This is a genomic window from Pseudaminobacter sp. Soil_N_29, assembly GCF_057656055.1.
The window spans coordinates 362,193-383,307 of sequence record NZ_JBDGLC010000004.1; the positions used below are offsets into that span (position 1 = coordinate 362,193).

The following is a 21,115-nucleotide window of genomic DNA, read 5'->3' on the forward strand; positions in this document are numbered from 1 at the left end:
CGGCGCGACGAACGCCACGTTGCGCCGCCTTCCTGTGATGGTTACCTATACGGACTGGACCCGGCCGCTCTCATTCGAGACAATGGCCTGATCCGACTCTCGAAACGAAATGCCGATGACCAGCGACCGACCGCCGCGCGACCCTATCCTGCGGAGTGCTCTTTCAGCGCGAGCCAATGCAGCGCCCAAGGCGCCCGAGGCGCCGACGCGCGCCTTCGTTCACCTGCGCGTGCATTCGGCCTATTCGCTGCTGGAAGGCGCGCTGCCGGTCGGCAAGATCGTCGGTCATGCGGTGAAGGACGAAGCGCCGGCCATCGCCGTCACCGACACCAATAACCTGTTCGGCGCCCTGGAATTCGCGCAAAAGGCCACCAAGGACGGCGTGCAGCCGCTGGTGGGCTGCCTGCTCTCCGTCGATTTCAGTGACGGCACCGATGCCAGCCCCGTCCGCAAGCAGGGCATGGAACTCCATTCGGTGGTTCTGATCGCCGCGACCGAGGCCGGCTATGCCAATCTGGTCCGCATCGTCAGTCGCGCCTATCTGGAAACGCCGTCGGGCGAGCCGGTGCACGCCAAGCTCGAATGGGTCGGCAATCTGTCCGAAGGCATCATCTGCCTCTCCGGTGGGCCGCGCGGGCCGATCGGCGCGGCGCTCAAGAGCGGCCATGCCGAGATCGCCGAAAGCCGGTTACTGGCCCTTCACGCAATGTTCGGCGACCGGCTCTATGTCGAACTGGAGCGTCTTGGCGGCTACGACCGCGCGGTGGAAGCCACCACCATCGATCTGGCCTACCGCCACCGGCTGCCACTGGTGGCCACCAACGAGGCCTTCTTTCCGGCGCGCGGCGACTATGAGGCGCATGACGCGCTGATCGCCATTGCCGAGGGCTCGGTTGTCGCCGAGGACAACCGCCGGCGGCTGACGCCTGACAATTTCCTGAAATCCCAGAAGGAGATGTCGCAGCTCTTTGCGGATCTGCCCGAGGCGATCGACAACACGATCGAGATCGCCCGGCGCTGCTCGTACTATACGCAGACCCGAAAACCGATCCTGCCGCGCTTCGCCGGTGCCGATGTGGCTGATGCCGAAGCCGCAGAAATGGCGGAGTCCGAGGAACTGGCGCGCCAGGCCCGCGAAGGCCTTGCCAGCCGCATCAAGGAGCGCGGCATCCATCCCGGATTCACCGAGGACCAGTATCGCGAACGCCTGGAGTTCGAGATCAGCATCATCCAGCGCATGAAGTTCCCCGGCTACTTCCTCATCGTCTCGGACTTCATCAAATGGGCCAAGGCGCAGGGCATCCCGGTGGGGCCGGGCCGCGGCTCGGGCGCGGGCTCGCTGGTCGCCTATGCGCTGACCATCACCGACGTCGACCCGCTGCGCTTCTCGCTGCTGTTCGAGCGCTTCCTCAACCCCGACCGCGTCTCGATGCCCGACTTCGACATCGACTTCTGCCAGGACCGGCGCGAAGAGGTGATCCGCTACGTGCAGGCCAAATACGGCCGCGACCAGGTCGGCCAGATCATCACCTTCGGTACGCTGCAGGCGCGCGCAGTGCTGCGCGACGTAGGTCGCGTACTACAAATGCCCTATGGCCAGGTCGACCGGCTGTGCAAGATGGTGCCGGCCAATCCCGCCAATCCGGTCACGCTTGCTCAGGCCATCGAGGGCGAGCCGCGCTTTGCGGAAGAGGCCGAGCGCGAGCCCATCGTTCAGACGCTGCTCGACATGGCGCAGAAGCTGGAGGGCCTCTACCGCCACGCCTCCACCCACGCCGCCGGCATCGTCATCGGCGACCGTCCGTTGTCGGAACTGGTTCCGATGTACCGCGATCCGCGCTCGGACATGCCGGTCACCCAGTTCAACATGAAATATGTCGAGCAGGCGGGGCTGGTGAAATTCGACTTCCTCGGCCTCAAGACGCTTTCCGTGCTGCAGACGGCCGTCAAGCTCATCAGCCGGCGCGGCGTTGATATCGATCTTGCCCAGATCCCGCTCGACGATCCCAAGACCTACGAGATGCTGTCGCGCGGCGAGACGGTCGGCATCTTCCAGGTTGAAAGTGCCGGCATGCGCAAGGCGCTGATCGGCATGAAACCCGACTGCATCGAGGACATCATCGCGCTGGTGGCGCTCTACCGCCCGGGCCCGATGGAAAACATCCCCATCTACAACGCCCGCAAGCACGGCGAGGAGGAGATCGCTTCCATCCACCCCATGATCGACCATCTGGTGAAGGAGACGCAGGGCGTCATCGTCTACCAGGAGCAGGTCATGCAGATCGCGCAGGAACTGGCCGGCTACTCGCTCGGCGAAGCCGACCTTCTGCGCCGCGCCATGGGCAAGAAGATCCGCGCCGAGATGGACAAGCAGCGCGAGCGTTTTGTCTCCGGCGCGGTCGAAAAGGGCGTCAGCAAGCAGCAGTCCGATTTCATCTTCGACCTGCTGGCAAAGTTCGCAGACTACGGCTTCAACAAGTCGCACGCCGCCGCCTACGCCATCGTATCCTACCAGACGGCCTATCTGAAGGCGCATTACCCGGTCGAGTTCCTCGCCGCGTCGATGACCTACGATATGTCCAACACCGACAAGCTGTCAGACTTCCGGCAGGATGCGATGCGGCTGGGCATCGACGTGGTGCCGCCGTCGGTCATGACTTCGTACCGGCCCTTCGAGGTCGGCGAGAACCGCATCTTTTATGCGCTCGCCGCCATCAAGGGCGTGGGCGAGGCGGCGGTCGACCACATCGTGGCCAAGCGCGCCGAAAAGCCCTTCGAGGATCTGGAGGATTTTTGCGAGCGCATCGATCCCAAGATCGTCGGCAAGCGCGTCTTCGAAAGCCTGATCAATGCCGGCGCGCTGGATTGCTTCGGCCACGACCGCGCCTCGCTGATGGCGGGGGTGGAGCGCATGATGGGCCTTGCCTCGCGCTCGCAGGCCGATGCAGCCGCCGGCATCACCGACATGTTCGGCGCGGCTTCGCCCAGCCGGCAGAAACAGCTGCATCTGCCCGCCGCCGAGCCGTGGCTGCCGGCAGACCGGCTGCATCGCGAGTTCCAGGTCGTGGGATTCTATCTCTCCGCCCACCCGCTTGACGAATACAAGACTGTGCTCGGGAAGATGCGCGTCCAGACCTGGACCGAATTTTCCGCTGCCGTGAAGCGCGGCGCCACCGCCGGGCGTCTGGCCGGCACCGTCACCTCCAAGCAGGAGCGCAAGACCCGCACCGGCAACAAGATGGGCGTGGTGATGTTCTCCGATACATCGGGCCAGTACGAGGCGGTGCTGTTCTCCGAGGCGTTGGCGCAATATCGCGACCTGCTCGAGCCCGGCAAATCGGTCGTCATCACCGTCGCGGCGGAGAACCGGCCCGAAGGCGTCAACCTGCGCATCCAGACCGCGCATTCGCTGGAGGACGAGGCCAGCCGCGTGCAGAAGGCGCTGCGCGTCTATCTGCGCGACGTCTCGCCGCTCAACGTCCTGGCCAACCAGCTCACCACGAAGGGCGAGGGGCAGGTGAGTTTTGTCGTGATCAAGGACAACGCCCAGGGCGAGGTCGAGATCGAGCTTCCCAATCGCTATCGAATTTCCCCGCAGATCGCCTCCGCCATGCGCGCGGTGCCCGGCGTGGTCGAGGTTGAGCTGGTGTAGGACCGGCGATCGGCAGGACGGCCGGAAAGGCGGCCGCCGACCGCATCTGCATCGGACTGCCGGTTGAGAGTCCGAGCCCCGGGGCCCCGGAACCTCCGCATCTCGCTTCGCTCATGCTCCGGCCCGAGGACGACGGAAGAAAGGCTGCGGCATACCTTCAACGTCGTGTCCAACAACCTTCGACAATCTGCAGGAACCTTCAACAAGTTGAGATTGATGGTGCCCAGTAGCCCTCGACGCTGGCGATTGGCATCGGCCGCCCCACTTCCGTCATCCTTGGGCCGGAGCACGAGCGTAGCGAGTGCGGAGGTTCCGGGGACCCATGCTGGTCGGCCAAAGCTGCCGCTGCGGTGCAGAAAGAGGGCCGCAGATTTACTCAGACGAGCGCGTCCGATGACCGCCCGTCTTGCCAGGTTCAACGGCCAGACGCGAAAGCGGGCGTGGCGACGATGAAGCGCGCCGCCGCTTGAACGCGCGCGAAAATTCGGGCACATGGCAGCACGATGAGCACCACCGCCAGTCCTCGCGAACTCGACCACCTCGTGCTGCCGACCGCGGCGCTCGACACGGCGCGCGCCCGGCTGGAAGCGCTTGGCTTCACCGTGGCACCCATAGGCGTGCACCCGTTCGGTACCGAGAACGCCTGCGTCTACTTGGCCGACGGCACTTTCCTCGAACCCCTGGTGGTGGGAGACGCGGCCAAGGCCGCCGGGGCGGTCGCTGCCGGCAACGTGTTCGTCGCTCGCGACCAGGCATTTCGTGAGCTCCACGGTGCGGAAGGGCTTTCCGCGGTGGTATTCGCCGCGCGCAACGCCGATGCCGACCATGACGCCTTCGTGTTTGCCGGCGTCTCGGCTGGCCCCCGGCTCGATTTCTCGCGGCCCTTCGTCGACGCCTCCGGCAAGGAAGACACCGCCTCCTTCCGGCTGGCTTTTGCCGCCGAGACTGCGGTGCCGGACACTTTCTTTTTTACCTGCGAGCGCGCGAACGCGCCCAAGGTCGACCGCTCCGCGCTTCAGGCCCACGCCAATTGCGCGCGGCGTATCACGGCCGTTGTGGGCTGCGCCGAAGACCCCGCCAGCCAGCGGCAATTCTTCGAGGCCGTCACTGGTGCTCCGGTCACGTCGCCCGCAGCCGGCCGGATCGAAGTCCGCCTGCCCAATGCTGCGATCGCGATCGCGGACGCGGCCGGCTTCACCACCGAGTTCGGGCTGGATGCGCCGTCCGGCTCGCCGCTGCGGCTTGCGGCAATCGTGTTCGGCGTTGCCAGCCTCGGTCATGCCAAGGCCCTTTTCGATGCCGGCGGCGTCGGCTACCAACAGCGCGGCAGCCGGCTGATCGTACCGCCAGCGCCCGGGCAGGGCGCCATTTTCGCTTTCGAGGAGCTTTCATGAACGCGCCGAATTCGACAGTCACCGTGGGCAAGGCAATCTTCGGCAACAGCGCGCCGCTGGCGCTGATCGCCGGGCCTTGCCAGCTCGAGTCCCGCCAGCATGCCTTCGACATGGCCGGTGCGCTGAAGGAGATCACCGAGCGGCTGGGCATCGGGCTCGTCTACAAGTCCAGCTTCGACAAGGCCAACCGCACGTCGCTGTCGGGCAAGCGCGGCGCCGGTCTCGAAGCTGCGCTGCCGGTCTTCGAGGACATCCGCAAGGAGTTCGGCCTGCCGGTGCTGACCGACGTGCACACCGAGGAGCAGTGCGCCCTCGTCGCGCCGTCGGTCGATATCCTGCAGATCCCGGCCTTTCTCAGCCGCCAGACCGACCTTCTCGTCGCCGCCGCCAAAACCGGCAAGGTGGTCAATGTGAAGAAGGGTCAGTTCCTCGCGCCCTGGGACATGAAGAACGTGGTGGCCAAGGTCGTCGGCTCGGGCAATGCCAATGTGATGGTCACCGAGCGCGGCGCTTCCTTCGGCTACAACACGCTGGTCTCGGACATGCGCTCTTTGCCGATCATGGCCGAGATGGGCGCGCCGGTGATCTTCGACGCCACCCACTCGGTGCAGCAGCCGGGCGGGCAGGGCGGCTCTTCGGGCGGCGAGCGCCGTTTCGTCGAGACGCTGGCGCGGGCGGCGGTGGCCGTAGGCGTCGCCGGCGTTTTCATCGAAACGCACCAGGACCCCGACAACGCCCCCTCCGACGGACCCAACATGGTGCCCCTGAAAGACATGCCGGCATTGCTCGAAAGGCTGATGGCATTCGACCGTGTGGCCAAGGGCAAATGAGCGGTGCATTCCGGCTTGTCCGGGGCGTTGCACATTGCCTTTTTCCCGGCTTTCGCTAAGAGGCACCAATATTTCCGCCACATCCGAGGGACCCTTCAATGACCGCCATTATCGACATCATCGGCCGCGAAATTCTCGACAGCCGCGGCAATCCGACCGTGGAAGTGGACGTGGTTCTGGAAGACGGCTCGATGGGCCGCGCAGCCGTGCCTTCGGGCGCCTCGACCGGCGCGCATGAGGCTGTGGAATTGCGCGACGGCGGGCCGCGCTATCTCGGCAAGGGCGTGGAGCGCGCGGTCGAGGCCGTCAACGGCGAGATTTTCGAGGCCCTCGGCGGCATGGAGGCTGAACACCAGGCTGAGATCGACCAGACCATGATCGATCTCGACGGCACGGCCAACAAGAGCCGCCTGGGCGCCAACGCCATTCTCGGCGTTTCGCTCGCTGTCGCCAAGGCCGCGGCCGTGGCCTCGAACCTGCCGCTCTACCGCTATCTCGGCGGCCCCAACGCCCGCGTGCTGCCGGTGCCGATGATGAACATCATCAATGGCGGCGCCCATGCCGACAACCCGATCGATTTCCAGGAATTCATGATCATGCCGATCGGTGCGTCGTCGCTGCGCGATGCTGTCCGCTGGGGCTCGGAAATCTTCCACACGCTGAAGAAGCGCCTCAAGGACGCCGGCCACAACACCAATGTCGGTGACGAAGGCGGCTTCGCGCCGAACCTCAAGAGCGCCCAGGCAGCCCTCGACTTCATCATGGAGTCGATCGAGCAGGCCGGCTACAAGCCCGGCGACGAGGTGGCGATCGCCCTCGACTGCGCGGCGACCGAGTTCTTCAAGGATGGCAACTACGTCTATGAAGGCGAGCGCAAGACCCGCGACCCCAAGACCCAGGCCAAGTATCTGGCCAAGCTTGCTGCGGACTACCCGATCATCTCGATCGAGGACGGCATGGCCGAGGACGACTGGGAAGGCTGGAAGATGCTGACCGACCTGGCCGGCGACAAAGTGCAGCTGGTCGGCGATGACCTCTTCGTTACCAACACCGCGCGCCTGCGCGACGGCATCCGCATGGGCGTGGCCAACTCCATCCTGGTCAAGGTCAACCAGATCGGCTCGCTCACTGAGACGCTGGATGCGGTGGAGACCGCTCACCGCGCGGGCTACACCTCCGTCATGTCGCACCGCTCTGGAGAGACCGAGGACTACACCATCGCCGACCTCGCGGTGGCGACCAATTGCGGGCAGATCAAGACCGGCTCGCTCGCCCGTTCCGACCGGCTCGCCAAGTACAACCAGCTCATCCGCATCGAGCAGGAACTGGGCAAGCAGGCGCGCTACGCCGGCCGCTCGATTCTCAAGGGCTGAGCCGCGCTGCTTTTCCAGCGCAATCCTGATTCAAGGGCGGGGGCAACCCCGCCCTTTTTCATTGCGGAATCTGTCTCGGACGATGCCGCCCCGGCGCTCCAATCGTCGCCGTCGTAACCGGACATTAAGCATGATTGGTCCACAAGGAAGCGTCAGGGATTTGCGCCATGTGGACACGTCAGCACAAAGAGAGAAAAACCGGCCGGCTCATCGTGCCTGGCCTGGCAGTGCTCTTCCTTTCCTATTTCGGTTTTCACGCCTATCACGGGGAGTTGGGCATCTATTCCAAGTATCAGCTCAAGGCGCAGGCGGCCGGTTTGCAGTCGCAGCTGGATGCCATGCGTGCCAAGCGCATCGAGCTTGAGCGGCGAGTTCAGCTGTTGCATGATGGAACCCTGGAAAAGGACATGCTGGACGAGCAGGCCCGCAAGGCGTTGAATCTGTCCCATGCGGATGAGCTGACAATCATTCGTTCTTCGGATTGAGTAGATTAACCGAAAGTCGGTTAATCACTATTATTCCCAATGATTGCAGGCAGTTAGTTGCATGCCTGCCATGCATTTTCCGCATGGCGAAAGTGCGAATTGCGTGCTAGCGTCAATCCAGATCGGAGAGGCGACAAGCTCGGCTTCTCCAATGTCCGCAAAGAGACATTACCAGGGAGTGATGCATGGCTTCTGTCGCCAGGAAGGCGTCCGCTAAATCGAGGGCGGACGGCAAATCGAATTCCGCGCTCGTGGCGCCGAAACCCGCCGAGTTCACCCGGGATCAGGAACTCAAGGCCTATCGCGACATGCTGTTGATTCGGCGCTTCGAAGAGAAGGCCGGCCAGCTTTACGGCATGGGCTTCATCGGAGGCTTCTGCCACCTCTATATCGGCCAGGAAGCAGTCGTCACCGGCATGCAGATGGCGCTGCGCGAAGGCGACCAGATGATCACCGCCTACCGCGACCATGGCCACATGCTTGCCATGGACATGTCGCCGCGTGGCGTGATGGCCGAGCTCACCGGTCGCCGTGGAGGCTACTCCAAGGGCAAGGGTGGCTCCATGCACATGTTCTCCAAGGAGAAGAATTTCTATGGCGGCCATGGCATCGTCGGCGCCCAGGTGTCACTGGGTACGGGCCTGGCCTTCGCCAATCGCTATCGCGAGGACGGCAGGGTCGCGCTGACCTACTTCGGTGACGGCGCGGCCAACCAGGGCCAGGTCTACGAAAGCTTCAACATGGCTTCGCTGTGGAAGCTTCCCGTGGTCTACATCATCGAGAACAACCGCTACGCCATGGGCACGTCGGTCACCCGTTCGTCGGCTGAGACCGATTTCTCGCACCGCGGCGCCTCGTTCAAGATTCCCGGCATTCAGGTCGACGGCATGGATGTGCGCGCGGTGAACTCCGCCGCCGATCTGGCAGTCGAATGGTGCCGCACGGGCAAGGGCCCGATCATCCTTGAAATGCTGACCTACCGCTATCGCGGCCACTCGATGTCGGACCCGGCAAAGTATCGGACCAAGGAGGAAGTGCAAAAAATGCGCTCCGAGCACGATCCGATCGAGCAGGTCAAGGCGCGCCTGTTTGACAAGAAGTGGGCGACGGAAGACGAGCTCAAGGCGATCGACAAGGAAGTCCGCGACATCGTCGCCGATTCCGCCGAGTTCGCGCAGACCGATCCCGAGCCGGATGCATCCGAGCTCTACACCGACATCACGCTGTAAGGGGAGCGCAGAGACATGCCGATCGAAATTCTCATGCCCGCGCTCTCGCCCACCATGGAAGAGGGCAACCTCGCGAAGTGGCTCAAGACCGAAGGCGACAAAGTCGTCGCCGGTGACGTGATTGCGGAAATCGAAACCGACAAGGCCACCATGGAAGTGGAAGCCGTAGACGAAGGCACGCTCGGAAAAATCCTGGTTCCTGCCGGCACCGAGGGCGTCAAGGTCAATACGCCGATAGCTGTCCTGTTGGGCGATGGCGAAAGCGCTGCCGATATCGGCAAGGCGAAGGCTGCGCCCGCCGCGCCCGAAGCCGCGCCTCAGACGGTGTCCGAAGCCGTGCAGGAAGCGAAGGCCGCGGAGAAAGTTCCGGCCGCGCCGATGATCGAAGTGGCCGCAGACCCCGATATTCCTGCTGGCACCGAAATGGTGACGATGACGGTTCGCGAAGCGCTGCGCGATGCGATGGCCGAGGAGATGCGCCGCGACCCGGACGTTTTCGTCATGGGTGAAGAGGTTGCCGAATACCAGGGCGCCTACAAGATCACGCAGGGGCTTCTGCAGGAGTTCGGCCCGCGCCGCGTCGTCGACACCCCGATCACCGAGCATGGCTTTGCCGGCGTTGGCGTGGGCGCGGCGATGGCCGGCCTGAAGCCGATCGTCGAATTCATGACCTTCAACTTCGCCATGCAGGCGATTGACCAGATCGTAAACTCGGCGGCCAAGACGCTTTACATGTCTGGCGGCCAGATGGGCGCGCCGATGGTCTTCCGTGGCCCCAATGGCGCGGCTGCCCGCGTCGCCGCGCAGCACTCCCAGTGCTATGCGGCCTGGTACAGCCATATCCCTGGCCTGAAGGTGGTGATGCCCTATACGGCGGCCGACGCGAAGGGCCTGCTCAAGGCGGCCATCCGCGATCCGAACCCGGTCATCTTCCTCGAGAACGAAATCCTCTACGGCCAGTCCTTCGACGTGCCGAAGCTCGATGATTTCGTGCTGCCGATCGGCAAGGCGCGCATCCATAAGGCTGGCAAGGATGCCACCATCGTCTCGTTCGGCATAGGCATGACCTATGCGGTCAAGGCGGAGGCCGAACTGCGCGAAATGGGCATCGATGTCGAGATCATCGATTTGCGCACCATTCGCCCGCTCGACTTCGACACCATCATCGCTTCGGTGAAGAAGACCAATCGTCTGGTCGTCGTGGAAGAAGGTTTCCCGCAGAGCTCGGTCGGCGACTACATCGCCAACCAGGTCTCGCAGCGCGCCTTCGACCATCTCGATGCGCCGGTCATCACCATTGCCGGCAAGGACGTGCCGATGCCTTACGCCGCAAATCTCGAAAAGCTCGCATTGCCGAATGTCGGCGAGGTGGTCGAGGCGGTCAAATCCGTCACCTATCGCGGCTGAGGGAGGGCGCGGAAAATGCCGATCAACATCACCATGCCCGCGCTCTCGCCCACCATGGAAGAGGGCAATCTGGCCAAGTGGCTGGTCAAAGAGGGCGACAAGGTTTCGCCCGGCGACGTGATCGCCGAGATCGAGACCGACAAGGCGACGATGGAAGTCGAAGCCGTCGATGAAGGCACCGTTGCCAAGCTGGTCGTGCCGGCTGGCACCGAAGACGTGAAGGTCAACGCCGTCATCGCCATTCTGGCGGGCGAGGGCGAGGATGCGGGTGCCGCTGCCAAGGCTGACAGTGGCGCCAAGCCGGCTGCTCAACAGCCCGAAGCGGCAAAGGCGGCCCCGGCAAAGGCCGAGGAGGCCAAGCCTCAGCCCGCGCCGGCCGCTCAGCCTGCTCAGCTAGCCACTGCGAACGGCGCGGCAGTGTCCTCCGGGGCACGCTTCTTTGCATCTCCGCTGGCGCGTCGCATCGCCAAGGATGCCGGCGTCGACCTCGCGGCGGTGGCCGGCACCGGTCCGCATGGCCGCGTGGTGAAGGCCGATGTGGAAGCGGCGATCGCCGGAGGCGCCAAAGCTGCTCCGGCACCGGCAGTTGGAGCGCCTACTCCGGCTCCGGCCGCCAAGCCGATGTCGGACGAGCAGGTGCTAAAACTGTTCGAAGCGGGCAGCTACGAGCTCATCCCGCACGACAATATGCGAAAAGTCATTGCGCGGCGGCTGGTCGAGGCCAAGACCACCATCCCGCATTTCTACCTGACGCTCGACTGCGAGCTCGACGCGCTGCTGGCGCTGCGCGCCCAGCTCAATGCCGCCGCCCCGGTGCGCAAGACGGAAAAGGGCGAGGTGCCGGCCTACAAGCTGTCGGTCAACGACCTGATCATCAAGGCGATGGCGCTGGCGCTGCGCGACGTGCCGACCGCCAACGTGTCGTGGACGGATACGGCCATGATCCAGCACAAGCACTCGGATGTCGGCGTCGCCGTCTCGATCCCGGGTGGCCTGATCACGCCGATCGTGCGCCGCGCCGAGGAAAAGAGCCTGTCCACCATCTCCAACGAGATGAAGGACCTGGCCGCGCGGGCCCGCGACCGTAAGCTGAAGCCCGAGGAGTACCAGGGCGGCACCACGGCCGTTTCCAATCTCGGCATGTTCGGCATCAAGGATTTCTCCGCCGTCATCAACCCGCCGCACGCGACCATCCTGGCGGTGGGTGCGGGCGAAGAGCGGGCCGTGGTGAAGAACGGCGAGATCAGGATCGCCAACATGATGTCGGTGACGCTGTCGACGGATCATCGCGCGGTCGACGGTGCGTTGGGCGCCGAACTGCTCGGTGCCTTCAAGCGGCATATCGAGAACCCGATGGGCATGCTGGTTTAGGAGCGTGCCCGGTGAAAACCGTCCTCTGCTACGGCGACTCGCTGACCTGGGGTTACAATGCCGAAGGTTCTTCACGCCATGCGCTGGAGGACCGTTGGCCAAGTGTGCTCCAGGCGGCGCTGGGAGACGAGGTGCGGGTCATAGCCGAGGGCTTGAATGGCCGCACCACCGCCTTCGACGACCACTCCGCGCCGGAAGATCGCAATGGCACGCGCGTGCTGCCGACTTTGCTCGGCACGCATTCGCCGCTGGACCTGATCATCATCATGCTCGGCTCCAACGACATGAAGCCCTGGGTTCACGGCAATCCGCTTGCCGCGAAGCACGGAATGGGGCGGCTGGTGAAGATCGTGCGCGGCCACGCCTACCCGCTGGAGGCCGAGGCTCCGGAGGTTCTGCTGGTTTCGCCGCCCCCGATCCGCAGCACCGATAATGTCGAGTTTGCGCAGATGTTCGCTGGCGGCGACACTGCGTCGGCCAAGCTGGCGGGCCTCTATTCTGCGCTGGCCGACAGTGCCGGCTGCGGCTTTTTCGACGCCGGCTCCGTCGCCGAAACCACGCCGCTCGACGGCGTGCACCTGGATGCCGCCAACACACGCAAAATTGGCGAAGCGCTCGCGCCGCTGGTGCGGGTCATGCTTGCGCTTTGATCTGAGGAGATGACTGTGGCCGAAAACTATGACGTGATCATCATCGGCTCGGGACCCGGCGGCTATGTCACGGCAGTGCGCTCGGCGCAGCTCGGCTTCAAGACGGCCATAGTTGAGCGCGAGCATCTCGGCGGCATCTGCCTTAACTGGGGCTGCATTCCCACCAAGGCGCTGCTGCGTTCGGCCGAGATCATGCACTATGCCGAGCACGCCAAGAACTACGGCGTCAAGATCGACGGCACCGTTAGCGCCGACGTCAAGGCTGTGGTGGACCGCTCGCGCGGCGTTTCAGCGCGGCTGAATGGCGGCGTTGGCTTCCTGATGAAGAAGAACAAGGTCGACGTGATCTGGGGTGAGGCCAAGCTGTCGAAGCCGGGCGAGATCGTCGTCTCGAAGTCTTCGAAGAGGCCGATGGAACCGCAGCATCCGGTGCCCAAGAACGTCAAGGGCGAGGGCACCTATACGGCCAAGCACATCATCCTCGCCACCGGCGCGCGCCCGCGTGCGCTGCCCGGCATCGAGCCGGATGGCAAGCTGATCTGGACCTATTTCGAAGCCATGATCCCGCAGGAACTGCCGAAGTCGCTGCTGGTCATGGGCTCGGGCGCAATCGGCATCGAGTTCGCCAGCTTCTACCGCACGCTCGGGGTCGACGTGACCGTGGTCGAAGTCATGCCGGCGGTGATGCCAGTCGAGGATGCGGAGGTCTCCGCCTTTGCCAAGAAGCAGTTCGAAAAGCAGGGCATGAAGATCCTTCTCGAGGCCAAGGTGACCAAGGTCGAGAAGGGCGCGAACTCCGTCACCGCCCATGTCGAACTGAAGGACGGCAAGGTCGAGAAGATCACCGCCGACCGCATGATCTCGGCCGTCGGCGTGCAGGGCAATATCGAGAACCTCGGGCTGGAAGCGCTCGGCGTGAAGACCGACCGCGGCTGCGTCGTCATCGACGGCTACGGCCGCACCAATGTGCCGGGCATCTACGCCATCGGCGACGTTGCCGGGCCGCCGATGCTCGCCCACAAGGCCGAGCATGAGGGCGTGATCTGCGTCGAGAAGATCGCCGGCCTGCCGAACGTCCACCCAATGGACAAGCTGAAGATCCCGGGCTGCACCTATTGCAACCCGCAAGTCGCCTCGGTCGGCCTGACCGAAGCCAAGGCGAAGGAAGCCGGCTATGACATCCGGGTCGGCCGCTTCCAGTTCGGCGCCAATGGCAAGGCCATCGCGCTCGGTGAGGATCAGGGCTTCGTCAAGACCATCTTCGACAAGAAGACCGGCCAGCTTCTCGGCGCGCACATGATCGGCGCGGAAGTGACCGAACTGATCCAGGGTTTTGTGGTGGCGATGAACCTCGAAACCACCGAGGAAGAGCTGATGCACACGATCTTCCCGCATCCGACCCTTTCGGAGATGATGAAGGAGAGTGTGCTCGACGCCTACGGCCGCGCGTTGAACGCATAGCCGCAGGCGCCCCGCCGGGCTGTTGTTTCGGTAGCCTGTGGCTTATATGGTCTTGGCAAACGGTCGCCAGGAGACTGTGATGGACCAGAGCGTTGGTATCATGAGCATGCCGGGAGTCGGCTTTTTCGGCATGCTCGTCATCGGCTTTCTCGCCGGCTACGTCGCCGAGAAGACCATGAATCGCGACCACGGATTTCTAACCAACATCCTGGTCGGCATCGCAGGTTCGTTTGTCGGCGGCACCCTCGCTGGCCTTCTCAAGGTCCATTATTACGGCTTCTTCGGCAATCTGCTGGTCGCCATAGCCGGGGCGATCATCATTCTCTGGATATTCGGCCGCGCGCAGCCGGCGCGGCCACGCTAGGAACAGACATGGTTACAGTGCTCGATCTCGTTTCGGCCCCACAGCGCGTGCGGCACCCGGAAAAGGCCCACCGGCCCGACCAGGAGGTGCTGCGCAAGCCGGATTGGATCCGCGTCAAGGCGCCAGTGTCCAAGGGCTACATGGAAACCCGCGAGATCGTGAAATCGCACAAGCTGGTGACGGTGTGCGAGGAGGCGGGCTGCCCGAATATCGGCGAGTGCTGGGAAAAGAAGCACGCCACCTTCATGATCATGGGCGAGATCTGCACCCGCGCCTGCGCCTTCTGCAACGTGGCGACGGGCAAGCCGCTGCCGCTTGACCCGAACGAGCCCGAGAGCGTGGCGAAAGCAGTGGCCCAGATGGGGCTCTCCCATGTCGTCATCACCTCGGTCGACCGCGACGATCTCGCGGACGGCGGCGCGCAGCATTTCGCCGATGTGATTTATGCCATCCGCGCGCTGAACCCCACGACCACCATCGAAATCCTCACGCCCGACTTCCTGCGCAAGGACGGCGCGCTGGAGATCGTGGTGGCGGCCAAGCCCGACGTGTTCAACCACAATCTCGAGACCGTTCCGTCCAACTATCTGACCGTGCGGGCCGGCGCGCGCTACTTCCACTCCATCCGCCTGTTGCAGCGGGTGAAGGAACTCGACCCGTCGATCTTCACCAAGTCCGGCATCATGGTCGGGCTCGGCGAGGAGCGCAATGAAGTGCTGCAGCTGATGGACGACCTGCGCAGCGCCGACGTCGACTTCATGACCATCGGCCAGTACCTGCAGCCGACGAAGAAGCACCACGCGGTGAAGAAGTTCGTCACGCCCGAGGAGTTCAAGTCCTACGAGACGATCGGCATGACCAAGGGCTTTCTGCTGGTCGCTTCGAGCCCGCTGACGCGTTCGTCGCACCATGCCGGCGACGACTTCGCAAAGCTGCGCGCCGCCCGCGAAGAGCATCTCAGGAAGACTGCCAAAGCTTCCGACTGATGCCTAAATTCGAGACCATACGCCGAGTGTCCCACGCGCCGGACCAGATGTTTGCGCTGGTTGCGGACGTGGAGAAATATCCGCAGTTCCTGCCTTTGTGCGAGGGGCTGACCGTGCGTTCGCGCAAGGAGCGCGACGGCCGCACCGTCCTCGTCGCCAGCATGACCGTGGGTTACAAGGCGATAAGGGAGACCTTCACCACCCAGGTCCACCTGAAGCCGGACGAGAATACGATCGACGTGAAATACCTCGATGGCCCGTTCGAATATCTGACCAACATCTGGCGCTTCGATGACGCGGACGCCGGCGCGACCGACATCCATTTTTTCATCGATTACGAGTTCAAGAGCCGCGTTCTTGGCGCGCTGATGGGGGCGATGTTCGATCGCGCCTTCCGCATGTTCGTGGAAGCCTTCGAAAAGCGCGCGACCGAAATCTACGGCCCGGCCAAGGTGGCCTGATCAGCCGAGGGCCTTCACGCCCATGGTAAGGGCGGTCCGCACCGTCTCGCGGCGGATGAAATCGCGCCCTTCATTCGGAAAAACGCGGCTTTCCGCGATGGTGGGCTGGCCGCGCAGCGCCAGCCCGAACCAGACAAGGCCCACCGGCTTTTCGGCCGAGCCGCCATCAGGGCCGGCAATGCCGGTGACGGCAAGCGCGATGCCCGCGCGCGAGTTGGCGAGGGCGCCACTGGCCATCTCCAGCGCAGTTTCGCGCGACACCGCGCCATGCGCCTGCAGCGTGGCGGCAGAAACGCCCAGCATGTCCATCTTGGCTTCGTTGGAATAGGTGACGAAGCCGCGGTCGACTACCGCCGAGGAACCGGGAATGTCGGTCATGGCGGCAATGATCATGCCGCCGGTGCAGGATTCGGCGGTTGCAGCCATGATGCCGTGGCGCGCACAGGCCTTCAGTAAACTGTCGGCGAGTTCGCGCAACTCGTTCATTCGGGCAGTTCTCCGGGATAGACCACGCTCGCGGTCGCGATTGCCGCGATGCCTTCCTCGCGGCCGACGAAGCCAAGCCGTTCATTTGTCGTCGCCTTGACCGACACGCGGCCCTCATCGATGCCGAGCATGTCAGACAGCGCCGCGGTCATGGCTTCCCGATGCGGCCCCACCCGCGGGGCCTCGCAGATGAGCGTGACGTCGGCATTGGCGATGCGGCCGCCCCTCGAGCGCACCAGCTTGACGGCATGTTCCACGAAGATGCGCGAGGCCGCGCCCTTCCACTGCGGATCGGATGGCGGGAAATGCGTGCCGATGTCGCCCGCGCCGCAGGTCGCCAGCAGGGCATCCGTCAGCGCATGCAGGCAGACATCCGCGTCGGAATGGCCGGAGAGCTTCTTGCTGTGGGGAATATCGACGCCGCACAGCGTCACATGATCGCCTGGCTCGAAGCAATGCACGTCATAGCCGTTGCCGGTGCGCACATCCGGAAAGCTGTTCGAGGCGGAAAGACGTTGGTCGGCCATGGCGATATCCCTTGCCCAGGTCAGTTTCACATTGTCGGGCAGGCCGGGCACGATACGCACCGGCATCCCCACCCATTCGGCAATTGCCGCGTCGTCGGTGAAGTCGTTGCGGCCTTGTGCATGGGCCTGTTGGTGTGCTGCGAGAATCGCCTCGTATGGAAAACCCTGCGGCGTCTGCGCAGCATGCAGCCCGGCCCTGGCGACGGTTTCAGCAATGGTGCCGTCCGCCGCCTCGCGCTTCAGAGTATCCGAAACGGGCAGGGCAGGCAGCGCGCCGTGACCTCCGTCGATGGCAGAAATGACGCGGTCGATGAGCGAGGCGTCGACGAAAGGACGCACGCCATCATGGATCAGCACCTTCCCCGGATGGTACTGCTGCAGGGCCAGAAGACCGAGGCGTGTCGAATCCTGGCGCGTTGCTCCGCCATGCACCACCGCGACCCGATCGGCGAGCTCGCCCAGGGCCGCACGCAGCAGTTCGCTGTCGTCGGGGTGAATTACGACAGCAACGGCACCGATGCCAGGGTGATCAAGAAAAGTTGCAACCGTGCGGGCTAGGACAGTCCGGCCGCCGATCTTCCGATACTGCTTTGGGCCCTCTGTCCGGCCGGCACGTTCTCCGCGACCGGCGGCAACAATCACCACGGCGGTGGAGGCTAGCATGATTGACGATTCAGGTTCGCGTTTTTCCATGGCTGAGGCTTAGTCGCAGCCCGCGTGGAAGGCCAGACTTTTCCCGCCGGCGCCTTGTCCGCGCCACTTTCCCGCATTGCACAATAGGTGCGAACTGTTTAGAAAATAAGCATACAGGAATATTGCTCGGTATTTGTGCATGCCAGAAATCCCAACCCACGCGGAACCGCTCGAAATTGGCGGCGTGAAAATCCGTAATCGGGTTTTCCTGGCGCCGATGTCCGGCATCACGGATGACGCCTTCCGCAAACGCGCCTATGCGCATGGTGCCGGGCTTGTCGTGTCGGAGATGGTTGCGAGCGGCGAGCTTGCAAAGGGGCATTCCGAATCTGGGCGGCGCATTCGTCATTCCGGCCTGCCGGTGCACATGGTGCAGCTTGCCGGCCGCGAAGCGAAACATATGGCCGAGGGCGCGCGTATCGCCGCCGGCGAAGGCGCCGACATCATCGACATCAATATGGGCTGTCCCGCAAAGAAGGTGACCGGTGGCTATGCCGGCTCGGCACTGATGCGCGATCTCGATCATGCCGTGTCCCTGATCGATGCCGTTGTCGGCGCGGTGGATGTGCCTGTGACCGTGAAGATGCGGCTCGGCTGGGACGACGCGGCCCTCAATGCGCCTGTACTGGCGCGTCGCGCCGAAGCTGCCGGCGTGCGGATGGTCACGGTGCATGGCCGCACGCGCTGCCAGTTCTATCAGGGCAAGGCCGATTGGCGTGCCATCGCGCGGGTCAAGGAAGCCGTCTCCATCCCGGTCGTTGCCAATGGCGACGTGTGCAGCCCGGCCGATGCCGCCGAGATGCTGGCGCAGTCCGGCGCGGATGCCGTGATGGTCGGGCGTGCCAGCTATGGAGCGCCGTGGACGGCCGGCGCCATCGCCACTGGCCTCAATGCAGGCGTACCGCGCGCGACCGAGGAACTGGCCGACTATGTCGTCGCGCATTACGAGGACATGCTGGCGCTTTATGGCGTGGAAAGCGGCTTGCGGCAGGCGCGCAAGCATCTCGGCTGGTATCTCGACCGCCACGCAGCGGCGACTTCAGCGGAACTGCGCAAGGCAGTAATGACATCGCTCGATCCGTCGGTGGTGATCCGCAGCCTGCGGGAGGCGTTCGCGGCGTCCGAAACCGATGCGAGGGACGCTGCATGAGCGCGAATGATGTCCCGGCGGCTCGCCTCGCCGATGCCGCACAGATCGTTCTCAACACGATCCGCCGCCCGGTAATCATGATCGGCCCCGACGACCACATTACCTATGCCAATGCCGATGCCGAGGACTTTTTCCGCGTGAGCGCCGCCATGCTCGCCCGCACGACGCTGGATCGGTTCGTGCCCTTCGGCAGCCCCATCCTGGCGCTCATCGAGCAGGTGCGCGAGCGGCTTGCTCCGGTCAACGAATATCGGGTCGATATTTCATCGCCGCGCCTGGGCGTCGAGAAGATCGTCGACATCTATGTCGCGCCGGTGCCGGAACTGCAGGGCTCGGTGGTGGTGATGTTCCAGGAACGCTCGATGGCCGACAAGATCGACCGGCAGATGACGCATCGCGGGGCGGCGCGTTCAGTCACCGGCCTTGCCGCCATGCTGGCGCACGAGATCAAGAACCCGCTCTCCGGCATTCGCGGCGCCGCACAGCTTCTTGAGACGGTCGTTTCGGACGACGATCGCGCCTTGACCCGGCTGATTACCGAAGAGACGGATCGCATCGTGGCGCTGGTCGATCGTATGGAGGTGTTTTCGGACGAGCGGCCGATCGACCGCCATCCGGTCAACATTCACGTTGTCCTGGATCGAGTAAAGGCCATTGCGAGGAACGGGTTCGCAAGCAAGATCAACATCTTGGAGGAATATGATCCATCGCTTCCTCCCGTCTTTGCCAATCGGGATCAGTTGATCCAGGTGTTCCTCAACCTGGTGAAGAATGCCGCCGAAGCCATCGGCTCGCGCACGAACGGCGAGATAACACTTTCCACGGCGTTTCGCCCGGGCATGCGGGTCTCGGTGCCCGGGTCGCAAGATCGCGTTTCGCTGCCGCTGGAATTCTGCGTGCATGACAACGGACCCGGCGTGTCGGAGGATATTCTGCCGATCCTGTTCGATCCCTTCATCACCACGAAGCCCAACGGCTCGGGCCTCGGGCTCGCGCTGGTCGCCAAGATCGTGGGTGAGCATGGCGGCGTCATCGAATGCGAGTCCACACCACGGGGCGCGACATTTCGGGTGCTGATGCCGGCGTGGGCGGACACGTCCCTGCCTCGCGGCGAAACCGACGAAGGGGGCAGGGAATGACGCTGCGCGGCAACATATTGGTGGCCGATGACGACGCTGCGATCCGCACCGTGCTGAGCCAGGCTCTGTCGCGCTCGGGCCATGAAGTGAGGGTTACCTCCAACGCGGCCACGCTATGGAGATGGGTAGCAGCAGGCGAGGGCGACCTGGTTATTACCGACGTCGTCATGCCGGACGAAAACGCCTTCGACATGCTGCCGCGCATCAAGAAGGCGCGACCGGATCTGCCGGTGATCGTCATGAGTGCGCAGAACACGTTCATGACGGCGATCCGCGCATCCGAAACCGGCGCCTATGAGTATCTGCCGAAGCCGTTCGACCTCACCGAACTGCTGAACATCGTCAATCGCGCCCTGTCCGAGCCGAAGCAGCCGAAGCTCGAGACGCGCAGCGACGAACAAGCGGAGGCGATGCCGCTGATTGGCCGCTCTGCTGCCATGCAGGACATTTATCGGATGCTTGCGCGGATGATGCAGACCGATCTTACGGTGATGATCTCGGGCGAATCCGGCACCGGCAAGGAGCTCGTTGCCCGCGCCCTGCACGAATTTGGCCGGCGCCGCAATGGGCCCTTCGTTGCCATCAATATGGCGGCGATCCCGCGCGACCTTATCGAGTCGGAACTCTTCGGCCACGAGAAGGGCGCCTTCACCGGGGCCCAGAGCCGTTACTCAGGCCGATTCGAGCAGGCGGAAGGCGGCACGCTGTTCCTGGACGAGATCGGCGACATGCCGATGGAGGCGCAGACGCGCCTGCTGCGCGTGCTGCAGCAGGGCGAGTACACCACCGTTGGCGGCCGCACGCCGATCAAGACCGACGTGCGCATCGTTGCCGCGACCAACAAGGATCTTCGCGCAGGCATCAGCCAGGGACTGTTCCGCGAGGACCTGTTCTACCGCCTGAACGTCGTGCCGCTGCGCCTGCCCCCCCTGCGCGAACGCTCGGAGGATGTTCCGGACCTCGTCCGGCATTTCTTCAAGCGCGCCGAGAGCGAGGGATTGCAGGCGAAGCGAATTTCCGGCGGCGGCCTCGAACTGATGAAGCGCTATCCGTGGCCCGGCAATGTGCGCGAGCTGGAAAATCTTGTCTGGCGCCTGGCCGCGCTTTATCCGCAGGATGAAATTTCCACGGAGATCATCGAATCCGAGTTGCGCACCAGCCCGGAGCCGTCCGCGGAAGGCGGGGCCATGCCGCATGAGCTGTCGATCGGACAGGCCGTGGAGATGTTCCTGCAGCGCTATTTCGCGTCTTTCGCCGGTGACCTGCCTCCGCCGGGCCTTTATGAGCGCATTCTGGCGGAGGTGGAGTATCCTCTCGTGCTCGCCTCGATGACGGCGACCCGGGGAAACCAGATCAAGGCGGCGGAGTTGCTGGGTCTCAACCGCAATACCTTGCGAAAGAAGATCCGTGAACTTGGCGTAAACGTTTATCGAAATTCCAAGCAGAACTGATTTCTC

18 protein-coding genes are annotated in these 21,115 nt (G+C 63.9%); 16 read left to right on the forward strand and 2 right to left on the reverse strand.

Annotated features, from left to right (window positions below; translation table 11 throughout):
* Window positions 1-115: 115 nt before the first annotated feature.
* From dnaE to AC3A4H_RS12605, 13 genes are all read left to right on the forward strand, one after another.
* Window positions 116-3,652: a DNA polymerase III subunit alpha gene (gene dnaE / locus AC3A4H_RS12545; RefSeq protein WP_487766939.1), complete on the forward strand. Its 3,537-nt coding sequence runs from the start codon at window positions 116-118 to the stop codon at window positions 3,650-3,652.
* Between the two features lie 503 nt (window positions 3,653-4,155).
* On the forward strand, window positions 4,156-5,046 hold the full coding sequence (locus tag AC3A4H_RS12550) for a VOC family protein (protein WP_487766940.1): 891 nt from the start codon (window positions 4,156-4,158) through the stop codon (window positions 5,044-5,046).
* Window positions 5,043-5,876: a 3-deoxy-8-phosphooctulonate synthase gene (kdsA, locus tag AC3A4H_RS12555; protein ID WP_487766941.1), complete on the forward strand. Its 834-nt coding sequence runs from the start codon at window positions 5,043-5,045 to the stop codon at window positions 5,874-5,876. The genes AC3A4H_RS12550 and kdsA overlap by 4 nt, the downstream gene beginning before the upstream one ends.
* Before the next feature lie 98 nt (window positions 5,877-5,974).
* A complete protein-coding gene (gene eno / locus AC3A4H_RS12560; protein ID WP_487766942.1) occupies window positions 5,975-7,249 on the forward strand; it encodes a phosphopyruvate hydratase in 1,275 nt (424 codons plus the stop codon).
* A gap of 167 nt (window positions 7,250-7,416) precedes the next feature.
* The gene (locus tag AC3A4H_RS12565) at window positions 7,417-7,734 is read left to right on the forward strand and encodes an FtsB family cell division protein (protein WP_348779576.1); all 318 of its coding nucleotides are present in this window, start codon (window positions 7,417-7,419) and stop codon (window positions 7,732-7,734) included.
* A gap of 185 nt (window positions 7,735-7,919) precedes the next feature.
* Entirely contained in the window at window positions 7,920-8,963 is a 1,044-nt protein-coding gene (pdhA, locus tag AC3A4H_RS12570; protein WP_487766943.1) for a pyruvate dehydrogenase (acetyl-transferring) E1 component subunit alpha, read from the forward strand.
* A gap of 15 nt (window positions 8,964-8,978) precedes the next feature.
* Window positions 8,979-10,370: a pyruvate dehydrogenase complex E1 component subunit beta gene (locus AC3A4H_RS12575; protein WP_487766944.1), complete on the forward strand. Its 1,392-nt coding sequence runs from the start codon at window positions 8,979-8,981 to the stop codon at window positions 10,368-10,370.
* A gap of 15 nt (window positions 10,371-10,385) precedes the next feature.
* Window positions 10,386-11,741 carry a pyruvate dehydrogenase complex dihydrolipoamide acetyltransferase gene (locus AC3A4H_RS12580; protein ID WP_487766945.1) on the forward strand — a complete coding sequence of 452 codons (1,356 nt, stop codon included), beginning with the start codon at window positions 10,386-10,388 and terminating at the stop codon, window positions 11,739-11,741.
* 11 nt (window positions 11,742-11,752) lie between these two features.
* Window positions 11,753-12,391, forward strand: a complete 639-nt coding sequence (locus AC3A4H_RS12585) for an SGNH/GDSL hydrolase family protein (RefSeq protein WP_487766946.1) — start codon at window positions 11,753-11,755, stop codon at window positions 12,389-12,391.
* A gap of 15 nt (window positions 12,392-12,406) precedes the next feature.
* Entirely contained in the window at window positions 12,407-13,852 is a 1,446-nt protein-coding gene (gene lpdA / locus AC3A4H_RS12590) for a dihydrolipoyl dehydrogenase (RefSeq protein ID WP_487766947.1), read from the forward strand.
* A 79-nt stretch (window positions 13,853-13,931) separates the two neighbouring features.
* The gene (locus AC3A4H_RS12595) at window positions 13,932-14,216 is read left to right on the forward strand and encodes a GlsB/YeaQ/YmgE family stress response membrane protein (protein ID WP_348779582.1); all 285 of its coding nucleotides are present in this window, start codon (window positions 13,932-13,934) and stop codon (window positions 14,214-14,216) included.
* 8 nt (window positions 14,217-14,224) lie between these two features.
* Window positions 14,225-15,202: a lipoyl synthase gene (lipA, locus tag AC3A4H_RS12600; RefSeq protein ID WP_487766948.1), complete on the forward strand. Its 978-nt coding sequence runs from the start codon at window positions 14,225-14,227 to the stop codon at window positions 15,200-15,202.
* Window positions 15,202-15,663: a type II toxin-antitoxin system RatA family toxin gene (locus AC3A4H_RS12605; RefSeq protein ID WP_487766949.1), complete on the forward strand. Its 462-nt coding sequence runs from the start codon at window positions 15,202-15,204 to the stop codon at window positions 15,661-15,663. Before lipA ends, AC3A4H_RS12605 begins: the two co-directional genes overlap by 1 nt.
* On the opposite strand, the gene AC3A4H_RS12610 is transcribed toward AC3A4H_RS12605, so the two are convergent.
* Window positions 15,664-16,149 (reverse strand): CinA family protein, encoded by a 486-nt coding sequence (locus tag AC3A4H_RS12610; RefSeq protein ID WP_487766950.1) that lies wholly within the window; start codon window positions 16,147-16,149, stop codon window positions 15,664-15,666. It lies immediately after the preceding gene.
* Complete coding sequence (locus AC3A4H_RS12615) at window positions 16,146-17,339, reverse strand: bifunctional 2-C-methyl-D-erythritol 4-phosphate cytidylyltransferase/2-C-methyl-D-erythritol 2,4-cyclodiphosphate synthase (RefSeq protein WP_487766951.1); 1,194 nt, start codon at window positions 17,337-17,339, stop codon at window positions 16,146-16,148. Before AC3A4H_RS12615 ends, AC3A4H_RS12610 begins: the two co-directional genes overlap by 4 nt.
* A 169-nt stretch (window positions 17,340-17,508) precedes the next feature.
* Here AC3A4H_RS12615 and dusB point away from each other — a divergent pair, with 169 nt between their 5' ends.
* From dusB to ntrC, 3 genes are read left to right on the forward strand one after another with little or no spacing between them, the layout of a single operon-like run.
* Window positions 17,509-18,519, forward strand: a complete 1,011-nt coding sequence (gene dusB / locus AC3A4H_RS12620; protein ID WP_487766952.1) for a tRNA dihydrouridine synthase DusB — start codon at window positions 17,509-17,511, stop codon at window positions 18,517-18,519.
* Complete coding sequence (locus AC3A4H_RS12625) at window positions 18,516-19,658, forward strand: two-component system sensor histidine kinase NtrB (RefSeq protein WP_487766953.1); 1,143 nt, start codon at window positions 18,516-18,518, stop codon at window positions 19,656-19,658. The genes dusB and AC3A4H_RS12625 overlap by 4 nt, the downstream gene beginning before the upstream one ends.
* Entirely contained in the window at window positions 19,655-21,109 is a 1,455-nt protein-coding gene (ntrC, locus tag AC3A4H_RS12630; protein ID WP_487766954.1) for a nitrogen regulation protein NR(I), read from the forward strand. Before AC3A4H_RS12625 ends, ntrC begins: the two co-directional genes overlap by 4 nt.
* The last annotated feature ends 6 nt before the right edge of the window (window positions 21,110-21,115 follow it).

Excerpts from the sequence above, each read along its gene's own strand:
- dnaE (WP_487766939.1), top strand. The coding sequence starts at position 116 with ATGACCAGCGACCGACCGCCGCGCGACCCTATCCTGCGGAGTGCTCTT.
- AC3A4H_RS12550 (WP_487766940.1), top strand. The coding sequence starts at position 4,156 with ATGAGCACCACCGCCAGTCCTCGCGAACTCGACCACCTCGTGCTGCCG.
- kdsA (WP_487766941.1), top strand. The coding sequence starts at position 5,043 with ATGAACGCGCCGAATTCGACAGTCACCGTGGGCAAGGCAATCTTCGGC.
- eno (WP_487766942.1), top strand. The coding sequence starts at position 5,975 with ATGACCGCCATTATCGACATCATCGGCCGCGAAATTCTCGACAGCCGC.
- AC3A4H_RS12565 (WP_348779576.1), top strand. The coding sequence starts at position 7,417 with ATGTGGACACGTCAGCACAAAGAGAGAAAAACCGGCCGGCTCATCGTG.
- pdhA (WP_487766943.1), top strand. The coding sequence starts at position 7,920 with ATGGCTTCTGTCGCCAGGAAGGCGTCCGCTAAATCGAGGGCGGACGGC.
- AC3A4H_RS12575 (WP_487766944.1), top strand. The coding sequence starts at position 8,979 with ATGCCGATCGAAATTCTCATGCCCGCGCTCTCGCCCACCATGGAAGAG.
- AC3A4H_RS12580 (WP_487766945.1), top strand. The coding sequence starts at position 10,386 with ATGCCGATCAACATCACCATGCCCGCGCTCTCGCCCACCATGGAAGAG.
- AC3A4H_RS12595 (WP_348779582.1), top strand. The coding sequence starts at position 13,932 with ATGGACCAGAGCGTTGGTATCATGAGCATGCCGGGAGTCGGCTTTTTC.
- lipA (WP_487766948.1), top strand. The coding sequence starts at position 14,225 with ATGGTTACAGTGCTCGATCTCGTTTCGGCCCCACAGCGCGTGCGGCAC.
- AC3A4H_RS12605 (WP_487766949.1), top strand. The coding sequence starts at position 15,202 with ATGCCTAAATTCGAGACCATACGCCGAGTGTCCCACGCGCCGGACCAG.
- AC3A4H_RS12610 (WP_487766950.1), bottom strand. The coding sequence starts at position 16,149 with ATGAACGAGTTGCGCGAACTCGCCGACAGTTTACTGAAGGCCTGTGCG.
- AC3A4H_RS12615 (WP_487766951.1), bottom strand. The coding sequence starts at position 17,339 with ATGCTAGCCTCCACCGCCGTGGTGATTGTTGCCGCCGGTCGCGGAGAA.
- dusB (WP_487766952.1), top strand. The coding sequence starts at position 17,509 with ATGCCAGAAATCCCAACCCACGCGGAACCGCTCGAAATTGGCGGCGTG.
- AC3A4H_RS12625 (WP_487766953.1), top strand. The coding sequence starts at position 18,516 with ATGAGCGCGAATGATGTCCCGGCGGCTCGCCTCGCCGATGCCGCACAG.
- ntrC (WP_487766954.1), top strand. The coding sequence starts at position 19,655 with ATGACGCTGCGCGGCAACATATTGGTGGCCGATGACGACGCTGCGATC.